Source organism: Peptoniphilus sp. Marseille-Q6390, from assembly GCF_965119475.1.
Genome location: NZ_CBCPLS010000001.1, coordinates 814685 through 827650, shown reverse-complemented (window position 1 = coordinate 827650; position 12966 = coordinate 814685). Strand labels below are relative to the sequence as shown.

Sequence of the window (12966 nt, the reverse complement as noted above, 5' to 3'; positions counted from 1 at the left end):
TTTAATTTTTGCTTCCCTCAATATCTATTTCATCAAAATTATTGTAATAAGATTGGAGTGCAAGAAGTGAACCCTTGGCCTTTAAGACAATTTCATCAAACTCTTCTTCTTCGTCTGATAAAAGAATGATGGCTCCTCCAACTCCTATAGTAGCCTTATCTTTTTCAATAAGAGCAGTCCTTATAACAATATTAAAATCCATTGTTGAATTATTTGATATATATCCAATTGTTCCTGAATAAACACCTCTAGGATAAGTTTCAAGTTCATCAATTATCTCCAAGGTCCTCTTCTTTGGTGCCCCAGTCATGGAACCACCTGGAAAAGTTTTTTCAAGAACTTCTATTATGTCAACATCTTCCTTGATTTTTCCAGAGACTGTTGTTACAAGTTGATGTAGGGTCTTATAAGTCTCTACATCCATAAGTTTTGGAACTTCAACAGATCCAATCTCACAGAACTTGCCCAAGTCATTCCTAAGAAGGTCAACAATCATTAGGTTTTCTGACTTAGTCTTTTCTTCGCTTCTAAGTTCTTCGATTAAGCTTTCGTCTTCTTCCTTTGACTCTCCTCTTTTTATAGTACCCTTGATAGGCTTAGTTGATACAATTTTATCTTTATCTACTCTCAAGAATCTTTCCATTGATGAAGATGCTATTTTTAGCTCATCAAGGGGCAAGAAGGCACTATATTGTCCAGGACTTTTATCCCTGAGCTCCATATAATACTTCTTTCCATCAATTTTGTCAAAGATATCAAGTCTATTTGTTAAACAAACTTCATAAGTTTCCCCTGCACGAATTAGTTCTTTTATTTTTATAATATCTTCAGTATAAGTTTTTTTATCTTTTACAAATTTTAATTTTGGAAATTTTCTTTTTTCTTCTCTTTCTTTTTTTATTTCTAAATCAACATCTAAAATTTTTTTTATATCTTCCTTCCAATCTAGATCATCGCCGTAAGAAAGTAGATACAATTTCTTTTCTAAGTGATCGTAAACAAGGGCTCTGTCACAATATTTTAAATAGGCATCTGGATAGGAATAAGAGTGCTTATTTGAAACATTCTCTGTGTCTTTTTTTAACTCATATCCAAAGTATCCAATATAACCTAGTTGAAAGTCAAAGGGAAGAGTTTCATCATAATACCATCTAGGTCTATTAGTTTTTAAAAAATCAAATATACTTTCTTCAAAGATTTCTTTTTCTTGTGAAGCTACAAAAGTTTTTTCCACTAATTTTTTTTCAACATCATATTTAATTGTGTGTCCTCTTTTTTCGCCTTGAAGTCCAAAGATGGAAAATCTTGAAAGACCTTCTTCTACCTTACTGCTATCAAGCCAAAGGGTCCTGTCATCATAAGCATAAAGTTTCTCATAAAGTTCACTTGTATCAAAATCTTTTTCAATTATTTCATAAGCAAGTTGGTTTTTATTATAAAAGTCTCTAGTAATATTTATAAAATTTTTAATTAATTCTTCTCCACATTCACTTGCTATAGATTCTGGATGAAATTGAAGACCATAGATAGGTTTGGTCTTATGAGAAATACCCATTACTATACCCTCAGGAGTTCTTGCATCGATTTCAATATAATCAAGCTCTTGGTCTTGACAAGTGAGTGAATGGTACCTAGTGACAATAAAATTATTTTTTATTCCCTTGAATAAACCCTTGCCATTATGGTTAATAGAACTTTGTCTTCCATGCATTGGCTCTTCTGCTCTTACTACCTTCCCACCGTGGTAGTAATAAATTCCTTGGTGTCCGAGACAAATTCCTAAGATTGGCTTATCTAATTTTTCGATTATATCTTTGCAAATTCCAAAATCTTTTTCCTTGTCTGGGCTTCCAGGACCTGGAGAAATAATTACATTGTCAAAATCTAAATTTAAAATTTCATCATAGGTCATCTCATCATTTTTAATTACAATGGGCTCAATGCCTGAAACCTTTCCAATTAATTGATAGAGGTTGTAAGTATAGGAATCGTAATTATCTATTATAAGTGATCTCATTCTTGCTCCTTTAAATAATTTTTTATATAAATAATTGCCTCTTTATAACCAGATATTCCTAATCCTTCAAAGGACTTTATAGCATAGTCTCTGATAAAGTTAACTTGTCTAAAGTCTTCTCTATCTGAAACTTTTGATATATGGACTTCAACTGTTGGTAGACTTACTGCCTTTAAGGCATCTAAAATTGCAATGCTGGTGTGAGTATAGGCAGCGGGGTTTATGATAAGTCCATCAAACTTTTTGTAGGCTTCTTGAATTTTATCAACTATAGCTCCCTCATGATTTGATTGGAAATGTTCAAGTTCAATATTTTCTTCATTAGCAGTTTTTACTAAAATGTCTAAGAGTTTTTCATAGTTATCACTGCCATAAATATTTACTTCTCTAATCCCCAACATATTTATATTAGGTCCATTAATCACTAAAATCTTCATGTCTTTCTACTTCCTTAAGAATTAAATCTAAATTTTTAATTTTATCCTCTATAACATCTATTTTTAGACTAGCTAATCCCTCATAAATTTCTTTTCTTTCTGCATAAAGTTTTTTAAGATTTTCTAAATTTTTTGAGAGTGGTCTACCAGATGTCTCTAAATTTTCTAAGTCTCTATTAAGATATACAACTAAAGAGTTTTGTGAGATGTAATCTCTGTTCTCTTTTCTAAGAGGTGTTCCACCTCCACTTGCTATTACTATGCCGTTTCTCTTGCTAAGATCTTTTAATATTTTACTTTCTAAATCTCTAAAATAAGCTTCGCCTTTTTCTTCAAAAATTTCTGGAATTGTTTTGCCTTCTTCTTTTATGATTAGCTCATCTGTATCATAGAAGTCTCTCTTAAGTTTTTCTGCAAGCATCTTACCCATACTTGTCTTGCCACATGATGGCATTCCAATTAAAAGGATATTTTCCATATCAAATTTTAATTTTTTATAAATTCTTATAATTAAAGATTCATCTAGTTTTTTATCTAGGAAAAGTTCACAGGCAAAGAAAGCTTGGGCAACTAACATCATAAGACCTGACATAGTTTTTATATTTAATTTTTCTGCATCGAGTATTAACTTAGTTTTTAGTGGATTATAAATTAAGTCTATAAGAGCCTCTAGTTTGTTAAACTTAGCTAAATCCACTTTACACTCCATGTTGTTTGGATACATACCAATTGGTGTTGCATTGATTATTACTTCAAAGTCAGCAAATTTTTCTATAGATTCATAATTGTTTTCTGTGGACCTACTTATTACTACAAATTCCTTGGCGCCCTTATCCACAAGAAGCTTTTGAAGCATCTTGCTAGCTCCACCTGATCCTAAAATTAATACTTTTTTATCTTTTAAATCAATACCATAAAAATCTAAACTGTAGTCAAATCCAAGGTAGTCTGTGTTATATCCAATAAGTCTTCCATTTCTATTTACTATGGTATTTACAGCTCCAATTTCCTTAGCAAGTTCATCTATCTCGTCAAGATATTTCATGGAAACTTCTTTATAAGGTATGGTTACATTTATCCCTTTGAACTTTTTTAAATTAAAAAATTCATCTAATTCATTGTTTTTTATATCTCTTAAATTATAAGTGTAGTTCGCTAAAAGTTCATGAATTTCCTTAGATTTACTGTGAGATAGGCTTTTACCAATCAATCCATAAGTGAAGTTTTCATTTTTTATTTTTGCTGAAAGCTTTTTACTTTCTTTAAAGATTGAAGTATAAATAGGGTCAACAATATTTATAAATTCTCCATCTATTTTATTTTCTAATTTTTTTATTATTTCTCTTTCCCTATTTTTATCTTCTGTATTTAAATTATTATTTAACTTGTAAAGACCTACTTCTTTTATGATCTTCATTCTTTCTTCAAGAAGTCTTATTATTTCAGCATCAATTTTATCTAGGATTTCCCTATCTTCTTTTAGATTTCTCATCTTTCACCCTCCATCACTAGGTCGAGAAGAGCTATAGCCGTAATCATCTCTATTGCAACAAGAGCTCTTGGCACAATTGAAGGGTCATGTCTTCCTACAATTTCTAACTTTGAATTACTCTTTTCCTTTAGTGAAACAGTGTCCTGAATCTTAGCAATAGAACTTGTTGGCTTTACAGCAGTCCTAAATACAATTGGCATACCACTTGAAAGTCCACCAATTATTCCCCCATGATTGTTAGTCCTAGTTTTTATTTTATTATTTTCATAATAATAGGGATCATTGTGGTCACTTCCCAACATTTTTGCGGCTTCAAAACCACTTCCAAATTCAATTCCCTTTATGCCAGGAACTGAAAAAACTGCATGAGAAATAACTGACTCTAAAGAATCAAAAAAGGGCTCCCCAATACCTACAGGCATATTTAGTATAAAGGTTTCAACTATACCTCCAATTGAGTCTCCTTCTTCCTTTGCCTTTAAAATTTCAGTTTTCATTTTTTCTCTTGAAGAAGGATTTATAACAGGAAAAACCTGAACTTTAAAGTCATAAAAGTTCTCTTCTTTTATATCTTCTAAATTTATTTCACAATCCTCAGCCAAACCTATGCTTTTAATTCTTGAGTAAATCTTTATTCCTCTTTTCATTAAAAGATCTTCAGCAATAGACCCTCCTATTACAAGAGGAGCTGTCATCCTTCCAGAAAACTGGCCTCCACCTCTTACATCATTGTAAGATGCAAATTTAACATAGGCTGGATAGTCTGCATGAGATGGCCTAGGCATATCCCTAAGATTGTCATAGTCCTTTGATCTCTGGTCCTTGTTTTTTATAATTGCACAAAGAGGCGCCCCACAAGTTATGTCCTCTACCTCTCCACTGACAAGTTCATAAGAGTCCTCTTCTTTTCTAGGACTTGAAAATTCATTTCTACCAGGTCTTCTTCGGTCAAGATTTTTTTCAATTAAGCCTCTGTTGATTTTGTATCCGGCTTCAATTCCATCAATAACAAGGCCAATTTCTCTTGAGTGAGATTGACCAAATAATGTAACTTTGAAATTTTTACCAAAACTATAGGACATGATTTTCACCTCCTAGTGAAGCTAGGTCCTTATAAAATTCTCTGTAGGATTTTTCTACACATTCGCTATCAACTATTTCTATAGGTCCCTTGGCAAAGCCTGCAGCAATAGATGCAGACATGGCTATCCTGTGATCATTAAAGGAATTTATCTTACATGAATTAAATTTTCCAACTCCTATAAAGGAAAAAGAATTTTCATTTAAAGAAACTTTTACCCCAAGTCTTTTTAGCATTTCAATAGTTGACTCTACCCTGTCACTTTCCTTTAGTTTTAATCTCTCAATGTTTATGACTTCTATTTCTTTTCCATAAACTCCACAAAGAACTGACAAGATTGGAATTGTGTCGGGAATATCTTTTGCATCTATTGTAATTTTTTCTTTAGCGTCATTTCTCTTTATAAACTTATAGGAATTTTCTGAAATATTTTCAAGTCCAAGTTCATTAAAATACCTCAAGGCTTCCTTGTCTCCTTGGATTGATAATTTATTTAAGCCTATAACTTCTACTCCGCTTGCTAGGAAAAATAGGGCGTTAGACCAGTCCTTTTCAACAATATAATCTTGTCCTATAAATTTTCCCCTGCTTGAATAAATATTTTTATCTTCTAATACTTTTACTCCAAATTTATCCATAACATCTACTGTCATATCAATATAGGGCCTTGATTCTGTCTCAGTTGTTAGTTTAATAGTGCAGTTTTGTCCTATTCCTCCAGCTGCCAATAATAAACCAGTAACAAACTGTGAAGAGATATTTCCAGGAAGTTCAAAATTATAATTTGTTAATTTCCCACTGATTAAAATTTTTTCTCCCTCTTCTTTTATATAAATTCCATGTTTTGGAAATAGGTCGAAGTAAACAGAGTTAGTTCTTGTCACGAGGCTTCCTCTTCTTATCACTTCAGCCTCAATTCCAAGCGCTCCTAGAATCGGCAATATAAACCTTAGGGTGCTTCCACTTTCTCCTACATCAATAAGTGTTTTTTTGTTGTATTCTTCTGGAGCTTCAATGTGAAACTTACTTCCTTCTCTTGAAATTTTTACTCCTAAAGATTTTATCACATTTAGAGACGCTTCTATATCCTTGGACAAGTTGTCAATTTCTAAAAAAGATTCCCCTCTTGCCAAAGCGGCACAAAAGATTGCCCTATGAGCATAGGATTTTGAAGTTATACCTGAAATTTTTCCATCTAATTTTTTATTTTCAATTAGTCTATTAATCATTTTTTCCAAGTTCTATTATTTCCCTTAATTCATCAAAATCAATTTTTTTACTCATAACTTCTCCAATTTTTGTTGGAATAATTACGTTAATCCTATTATTTTTTATCTTCTTGTCATGCTTTAATACTTCTAAAATCTCATCTGTATCAAAGTCATAAGATATTGGCAAATTATGATTCTCAAAAGCTTCAATTAGTTCTTTATAAAAATCATCTTCTGCAAGACCCAATTTATAAGCTGCCCTTGCCATATATATAGTTCCTATTCCAATACTTTCGCCATGGTTAAGCTCATAGTTTGATAGAGACTCAATACCATGGCCTATGGTGTGGCCAAGATTTAATTTTTGTCTTTTGCCCCTATCTCTTTCGTCATCTCTAACAAAATCTAATTTTATGTTTAGGGACTTATAAATAATCATTTCATAGTCCAAGTCGTCTGCTGTTTTTAAATAATCAAAAAGTTCCCTGTCCTTTAAGACAGAATACTTAAAAATTTCTGCCAGCCCATTATTTATATTTCTCTCATCAAGAGTCTCTAAAAAACTGTAATCAATATGCACATACTTTGGAAAATAAAAGGATCCAACTTGATTTTTTAAATTCATAAAATTTATTCCATTTTTTCCGCCAACAGATGAGTCAATCATTGATAGTAAAGTTGTAGGAACAGCAAGAAAATCAATTCCCCTAAGGTAGCTTGCTGCAACATAGCCACCAAGGTCTCCAACTACTCCTCCTCCAAAGGCTATTATTGCATCGCCCCTATTAAAATTATTTTCTACAAGAAACTTATTAATTTCCACAAAGTTTTCAATGGATTTTGATTCTTCTCCTGGAGTAATTTTGAAAATAAAATATTCCAAGCCCTTCATTATACTTTTTATCCTGTCTTCGTATAAAGAAAAGACATTTTCGTCAGTAATTATCAAAAATTTTGATTCGCTTCTTCCCCTTAAAAAATCTTTTAACTTGTAGTCACTTTTATAATCAATATCTATTTTATAAGAATTTTCTTTTACTAGTATTTCCATAAAACACTCCTATACTTTGTTATCTTTATAATAAAACAAAGATAAGTATAAATAAAGATTCTACTTGTTTTTAGAATAAATTATTTTTTTATTTTACTTTACCTCAATATCGTTGTATATTAGTAATAAATATGTTATCATATATATGAGGTGATTATATGAGCGATTATGCTAATTATTTATTTAGAGAATTTTTAATTATTTTATTACCTTTTTTTCCTATAATACTCGCAAAGCTAGGCTTTTCTGATTTTAAAAAAAACTTTAAAAAAGAATATTATATTATTACATATCTCTGTACTGTTATAGTTTTCATTGTTTTTGTTTTTTGCATTTGTTTATATAATCTTGGAATATATATATAATTTAAATAAATTTACTCTTTGTTTTCTTTGATAGCTTATGTTAATTTTAATAAAATTATTTATTTTTTAGGAGGGGAGTCATGAATTTATTTAAAAAATTCTTATTTATAAGTCTATTAGTTTTTTGTATCTTCACTACCGTATATGCTGATTCAGATAAATTAAATATTGAAAAGGAAAGTATAGATATTGACCTTTCTGAAAACAAGCTATTAACTTATGATGAAATGTTCAATACTATGCTAGAAGATGGATATAATGAAAGGGAAATATATTCTATTCTTGGCAGTAGTTTTTCAACTAATAATGAAGCAGAATTAAGAGATTTCTCATATACTACATTATCTAGAACTTTAAATGTACGTTCAGATTATAAACCTACACTAAAATTTTATATTCAAGTTGATTCTGGTCACGGTGCTTATTATATTTATAAAATCTTAAATGTTGATATGAACAGGCAGTATAATTCTATGTCAAAAACTTTTGAAGGTAACATATACTATAACTTAGAAACTAACACAAGAATTTATTATTCAATTAGTGGAGACTTCTATAATAATGGTACAATTAGCACTACTGGTGGCGGAAGTATTGGTGTTGGTGGAAATGGTAATTTGCATTTTTCTGTAACAGGAGCAAATCGTCATTTTAAATATTTCTATGAAGAAGATTATGTTCACTACGGTCGTCTATAATTAAAAATAAAAACATAAGCTATTAATAAAGAGTGAGGTCATATAAAAATCCTCACTCTTATTTTCTCTTTATAATTAGTAAAATTGTTAAAAATAAAACTCCAATTAATACAATGGCACCACCTGGTTTTAAACCCAAGTAAAAGGATGACACGAGTCCAAGCATAGTAAATATAAAACCAAAGCATGAAGCGAGTATAGTGGTCTTTAAGTATCCAAGCTTAAACTGCATAGCACAAGCCACTGGCACTACCATTAGGGATGAAATAATTAGAATCCCAACAGTTCTTGCTGATACAGAAATAGTAACAGCTATTAGAATCATAAAAATCAAATTTATTCTATCCACGTTTACCCCAGAAAGCCTTGCTGAAGACTCATCAAAGGAAATGTACATTAAGTCCACAAATAGATATGAAAATAAAAAGAATACTATAATTGAAACTCCAAGGATTAAATAAAAATCTAATTGTGGTATGGCAATTATGGATCCAAATAAATATTCTTCGAAGTTTGCACTTGTCTTAACAAAGCCTGAAAAAAGTGATGCAAGACCAATTCCTGTGCTCATTAATATTGCAGAAGAAATTTCTTGATAGCCTGGAAATTTCGTCCTAACATACTCCAAAAATATAGATCCAACAACGCAAAGTATTAGGGCTCCAATAACAGGAGAAGTTGAAGTTATTAGACCAAGCATTACACCAGCAAGGGAGACGTGAGATAAGGCATCTCCAATTACAGAAATTTTTTTATTTACAACTACAACACCCATGCAAGGGATTATTACTGATAAAAAAGCTCCAACTATTAAAGCTTTTATCATATATGAATACTGAAAAATTTCCATTATTTCACTTCCCTTATCTTTTTATCTTTTATCTCATAAACCTTGTTTACATTGTCCTCTATCTCTTCAAGATTGTGAGTTATCATAAGGATGGTAATATTGTGCTGTTTATTTATGTGACTTAAAAGGTGAAATAAGGCTTCCTTAGACTCCTTATCTACACCAGTCATGGGTTCATCAAGAATTAAAAATTCTGGGGTTGCCACTAGGGTCTTGGCAATTAAAATTCTCTGCCTTTGGCCACCCGATAACTCTGTGTAAAGTCTATCCCTGTAGTCATTCATGCCAACTAAATTTAAGGCATTGGTTATTTTTTCTTTATGATAACTTTTTAATTTTCTAAAGCCCTTATTTTTTGGATAAAGAGCAAGGGACAAGAGTTCCGAAACTGTAATTGGAAACTCAAGACTTGATGGGACAGAAAGTTGTGGTACATAGCCAATATTTTCTATTCCATTTTCTGTATAAAAAGAAACAGTGCCCTCCAGCGGCTTAAGTTGGTTTAAAATAAGTTTAACTAAAGTCGACTTTCCAGCACCATTAGATCCTATAAGGGCGATGTAGTCGCCCCTATAGACATCAAAGTTTATATCATCTAAAACTAAATCATCATTGTATTTAAATTTCAGATTTTTAATTTCTAACAATTTTTCCTTCACTATTTTAAAGCACCTACTAAATTTTCTAGATTTTCTTCCATGATGCTAAAATAATCTTCATTATTATCCACTTGTTCTTGGCTTAAACCTTCAATTGGTGAAAGAACCTTAACTTGGCAGCCAGTCTCACTTGCGATAATGTTTGAAACCTTTGGATCAATTAATTCTTCTGTAAAAATAGTTGTAATATTATTTTCTTTAATATAAGAAATTATTTCTGCCATCTTCTTTGCATCTGGTTCAGTTTCTGCATTTACTCCCTTAACCCCAATTTGAGTTAGGCCATAGTCCTTGCAAAGATATCCATAAGCTTCGTGGCTAACAACAATTTCTTTCTTTGGAAGATTTTCTAGGCTTTCCTTATATTTTGCATCAAGTTCATCTAACATTTTAGCATATTTTTTGTAATTTGACTCATAATAATCTGCATTGTCTTTATCAAGTTCCACTAAGGCATTTTTAATATTTTCCATTTCTATTTTTGCATTCTTTGGAGAAATCCATACATGTGGATCCATTGGTCCATGGTGATGTCCTTCGTGGTCATGATCTTCATGATCGTGGTTGTTTTCTGTAGCTTCATGATTGTGATTATGATTTTCTTCAACTTCATGATTATGATTGTGGTTATGGTTTTCTTCTGCTTCGTGATCATGGTCGTGGTCATGATCTTCGTCTTCGTGGTCATGGCTATGAGTTGACTTAATAAGATCAACACCTTCTGAAGCTTCAACAACTTTTAGGTCCTTATTTGATAGAGAATCAAGAACTTTATCAGTCCATGATTCAAGACCTGCTCCATTGTAAATAAACATATCAGCATTTTCTAAATTTTTAATTGCATTAGAATCTGGTTCCCATCCATGAGGTTCAGTTCCTTGTGGCATAACCATTTCAACATCTAACTTATCTCCAGCAATTTTTTTTGTAAAATCATAAATAGGATATACAGAAGCGTAAACCTTTAGCTTGTTTTCTTTATTGCTAGCGTCACTAGAGTTTTTTGCTTCTCCTCCTTTAGAGCATCCTGATAATAAAATAATTCCTGCTAATAAAAATATAAATTTTTTGATATTTTTCATTTTTTCCTCCTAAACAATAATGATTTGCATTAGTATTATAACAGATAATTATTATAATAAAAGGATTTTTTTAAAATTAATTAAATTTTGTTATAATTAAATTATTAAAGGTGGTGAAATCATGAAAATATTTGAAGAGATTTTGAAAAAAAATAATTTGAAAGTTACTAAGGGTCGTCTCACCCTATTAGAAGAGTTAAATAAATCTGAAGTTCCAATGAACACAGAAGAGATTTTTGCATCTGCTGACAAGAATACTATTCCTAGTCTAACTTCCCTCTATAGGATGTTAAATGAGCTATCAGACAAAGGCATAATAAGAAAAAATTTGTACTCTAATGGCCTTTTATATTATGAGTTTGCAGGATCTGAGCATAGACATTATATTGTTTGTTCTAAGTGTGGCAAGGTGTCTCCAATAAAAGAATGCCCTATATCAGAGTTTGAAAAAATTGCTGAAGAAGAAACTGGTTTTAAGGTAATTGGTCACCTTGTAGAGCTAAAGGGACTTTGTCCTGAGTGTCAAAATAATTAGTTCCGTATTGTGGAATAGACTTCGTATGGCAAAAATTTTCTTTACTTTTTTTAGTTTAGAGTTATAATTATATTAGTGAAATAATATTTGAATTATTTTACTATCCTTTACTTATATTTTGAAAAATAAAAGAGACTTACTGTACACCCCGCAGTAAGTCTCTTTTATTTATTTTATAATAATGTCGTTACAAATCCACCTAATACAATTAATGGTAAACCAAAGAATAGCATCTGTGGAATACAAGTATCCTTTATGTGCTCGTGTTGACCATCAACTGAAAGACCAGATGTTGGTCCAAGTGTTGTATCTGATGCTGGTGATCCTGCATCACCACAAGCTGCTGCAATAGTAACAAGAAGGATAGTTGCTTTAAGAGAATAACCTAAACTCATTGCTATTGGAACATAAATGGCAGATATAATTGGAACTGTACCAAAGGAAGTTCCTATTCCAAGAGTAATCATAAGTCCCAATAAAATCATTACATAGGATGCTACAAGTTTTGATCCACCAAGTAGGTTTTGAGCGACTTGAACTAAATCATCAATTGCACCTGATTTTATTACTACATTGGCATATCCTGCTGCAATTAACATAACAAAAGCAATGAAACCCATCATGTTAATACCGCCATCAAGCATTTTTTGCATATCAGACCACTTTACTACTCCTGTAACAACTACAAAGATAAGTCCAATTAAGGCTCCAAGTGGCAGTGACTCTGTTAAGATTTGTACTACAACTGTTATAACTCCAGAAAGTAAAACTAAAACGTGTTTCTTTTCTAATTTTTCTGGAACTTCGACAATTTCTCCCTTTACATCTTTTGTTTCATATTCCCTGTCTCTCATAAAGAATAATAAACCAGCACATAGACCTAAAAACATTATAGCTGCAACAATCCAGTTAGTTCCAGTTACATCTTTATCTGTTATATCAAGACCTGATCTTCCAAAGGAGTCAATTATTAAACCATGGAAAATTGCACCGTATCCTAGAGGTAGGGCGATGTAAGGCGCCTTAAGTCCAAAACCAAAGGAAACAGAAAGCATTTTTCTGTTCATCTTCATCTTGTTAGTAAGTGAAAGAAGTGGCGGAATCAAAATTGGAATGAAAGCAATGTGAATTGGTATAACTGTTTCTGCCATTATAGCTATTACAATTATAATTCCACAAAGTAAAATTTTATTATCCTTAACCAAGGACCCAATTTTCTTTGCCATTATGGCTGCTGCACCAGTTTCTTCCATACAATAAGCTAAAGAACCTAGTAGTATATAACTTAATGCTGTTTCAGCGTTACCTCCCATTCCACCTATTAGGGTGTTCATAGTCTCAGCAATTCCCATACCTGAAATTAGACCAGCAGATATTGCTGAAATCATTAGAGCAAAAAATACAGGAATTTTTGCTAAACATAAAGCTGCCAAAATAATTACTGACAGCACAACTGCGTTTGTAAATATCATTTTTTCTCCTTTTCTA

The 12966-nt window shown here is 31.4% G+C and carries 12 protein-coding genes; 2 read left to right on the top strand and 10 right to left on the bottom strand.

Annotation, left to right across the window (positions count from 1 at the left end):
• Window position 1: 1 nt before the first annotated feature.
• From pabB to aroB, 6 genes are read right to left on the bottom strand one after another with little or no spacing between them, the layout of a single operon-like run.
• Window positions 2–2017, bottom strand: a complete 2016-nt coding sequence (gene pabB, locus ACWPVO_RS04060) for an aminodeoxychorismate synthase component I (RefSeq protein ID WP_454206703.1) — start codon at window positions 2015–2017, stop codon at window positions 2–4.
• Window positions 2014–2454: a type II 3-dehydroquinate dehydratase gene (aroQ, locus tag ACWPVO_RS04055; protein WP_148465956.1), complete on the bottom strand. Its 441-nt coding sequence runs from the start codon at window positions 2452–2454 to the stop codon at window positions 2014–2016. The genes pabB and aroQ overlap by 4 nt, the downstream gene beginning before the upstream one ends.
• On the bottom strand, window positions 2435–3946 hold the full coding sequence (locus tag ACWPVO_RS04050) for a shikimate kinase (protein WP_454206701.1): 1512 nt from the start codon (window positions 3944–3946) through the stop codon (window positions 2435–2437). The genes aroQ and ACWPVO_RS04050 overlap by 20 nt, the downstream gene beginning before the upstream one ends.
• The gene (aroC, locus tag ACWPVO_RS04045) at window positions 3943–5028 is read right to left on the bottom strand and encodes a chorismate synthase (RefSeq protein WP_454206699.1); all 1086 of its coding nucleotides are present in this window, start codon (window positions 5026–5028) and stop codon (window positions 3943–3945) included. The genes ACWPVO_RS04050 and aroC overlap by 4 nt, the downstream gene beginning before the upstream one ends.
• Window positions 5018–6256 (bottom strand): 3-phosphoshikimate 1-carboxyvinyltransferase, encoded by a 1239-nt coding sequence (locus ACWPVO_RS04040; RefSeq protein WP_454206697.1) that lies wholly within the window; start codon window positions 6254–6256, stop codon window positions 5018–5020. The genes aroC and ACWPVO_RS04040 overlap by 11 nt, the downstream gene beginning before the upstream one ends.
• Window positions 6249–7289, bottom strand: a complete 1041-nt coding sequence (gene aroB, locus ACWPVO_RS04035) for a 3-dehydroquinate synthase (protein WP_454206695.1) — start codon at window positions 7287–7289, stop codon at window positions 6249–6251. The genes ACWPVO_RS04040 and aroB overlap by 8 nt, the downstream gene beginning before the upstream one ends.
• Before the next feature lie 445 nt (window positions 7290–7734).
• Between aroB and ACWPVO_RS04030 the strand changes: the two genes are divergently transcribed.
• Window positions 7735–8352 (top strand): hypothetical protein, encoded by a 618-nt coding sequence (locus tag ACWPVO_RS04030; protein WP_454206693.1) that lies wholly within the window; start codon window positions 7735–7737, stop codon window positions 8350–8352.
• 58 nt (window positions 8353–8410) lie between these two features.
• Here the strand turns inward: ACWPVO_RS04030 and ACWPVO_RS04025 are convergent, their stop codons facing one another.
• The 3 genes from ACWPVO_RS04025 to ACWPVO_RS04015 are packed head-to-tail and all read right to left on the bottom strand — an operon-like array spanning window position 8411 to window position 10943.
• Window positions 8411–9202 carry a metal ABC transporter permease gene (locus ACWPVO_RS04025; protein ID WP_412621447.1) on the bottom strand — a complete coding sequence of 264 codons (792 nt, stop codon included), beginning with the start codon at window positions 9200–9202 and terminating at the stop codon, window positions 8411–8413.
• Window positions 9202–9861, bottom strand: coding sequence for a metal ABC transporter ATP-binding protein (locus tag ACWPVO_RS04020; protein ID WP_454206691.1), 660 nt, complete (start codon window positions 9859–9861; stop codon window positions 9202–9204). The genes ACWPVO_RS04025 and ACWPVO_RS04020 overlap by 1 nt, the downstream gene beginning before the upstream one ends.
• Window positions 9861–10943, bottom strand: coding sequence for a metal ABC transporter substrate-binding protein (locus ACWPVO_RS04015; protein WP_454206689.1), 1083 nt, complete (start codon window positions 10941–10943; stop codon window positions 9861–9863). The genes ACWPVO_RS04020 and ACWPVO_RS04015 overlap by 1 nt, the downstream gene beginning before the upstream one ends.
• A 121-nt stretch (window positions 10944–11064) precedes the next feature.
• On the opposite strand from ACWPVO_RS04015, the gene ACWPVO_RS04010 reads away from it, so the two are divergent.
• Window positions 11065–11478, top strand: a complete 414-nt coding sequence (locus tag ACWPVO_RS04010) for a Fur family transcriptional regulator (protein ID WP_454206687.1) — start codon at window positions 11065–11067, stop codon at window positions 11476–11478.
• A gap of 173 nt (window positions 11479–11651) precedes the next feature.
• Here ACWPVO_RS04010 and ACWPVO_RS04005 read toward each other — a convergent pair whose 3' ends face one another.
• Window positions 11652–12950 carry a Na+/H+ antiporter family protein gene (locus ACWPVO_RS04005; RefSeq protein ID WP_060800298.1) on the bottom strand — a complete coding sequence of 433 codons (1299 nt, stop codon included), beginning with the start codon at window positions 12948–12950 and terminating at the stop codon, window positions 11652–11654.
• Window positions 12951–12966 lie beyond the last annotated feature (16 nt).

Coding starts and splice junctions, on each gene's coding strand:
- ACWPVO_RS04005 (WP_060800298.1), bottom strand. CDS start 12,950: ATGATATTTACAAACGCAGTTGTGCTGTCAGTAATTATTTTGGCAGCT.
- aroC (WP_454206699.1), bottom strand. CDS start 5,028: ATGTCCTATAGTTTTGGTAAAAATTTCAAAGTTACATTATTTGGTCAA.
- ACWPVO_RS04050 (WP_454206701.1), bottom strand. CDS start 3,946: ATGAGAAATCTAAAAGAAGATAGGGAAATCCTAGATAAAATTGATGCT.
- ACWPVO_RS04025 (WP_412621447.1), bottom strand. CDS start 9,202: ATGGAAATTTTTCAGTATTCATATATGATAAAAGCTTTAATAGTTGGA.
- ACWPVO_RS04030 (WP_454206693.1), top strand. CDS start 7,735: ATGAATTTATTTAAAAAATTCTTATTTATAAGTCTATTAGTTTTTTGT.
- pabB (WP_454206703.1), bottom strand. CDS start 2,017: ATGAGATCACTTATAATAGATAATTACGATTCCTATACTTACAACCTC.
- ACWPVO_RS04015 (WP_454206689.1), bottom strand. CDS start 10,943: ATGAAAAATATCAAAAAATTTATATTTTTATTAGCAGGAATTATTTTA.
- aroQ (WP_148465956.1), bottom strand. CDS start 2,454: ATGAAGATTTTAGTGATTAATGGACCTAATATAAATATGTTGGGGATT.
- aroB (WP_454206695.1), bottom strand. CDS start 7,289: ATGGAAATACTAGTAAAAGAAAATTCTTATAAAATAGATATTGATTAT.
- ACWPVO_RS04010 (WP_454206687.1), top strand. CDS start 11,065: ATGAAAATATTTGAAGAGATTTTGAAAAAAAATAATTTGAAAGTTACT.
- ACWPVO_RS04040 (WP_454206697.1), bottom strand. CDS start 6,256: ATGATTAATAGACTAATTGAAAATAAAAAATTAGATGGAAAAATTTCA.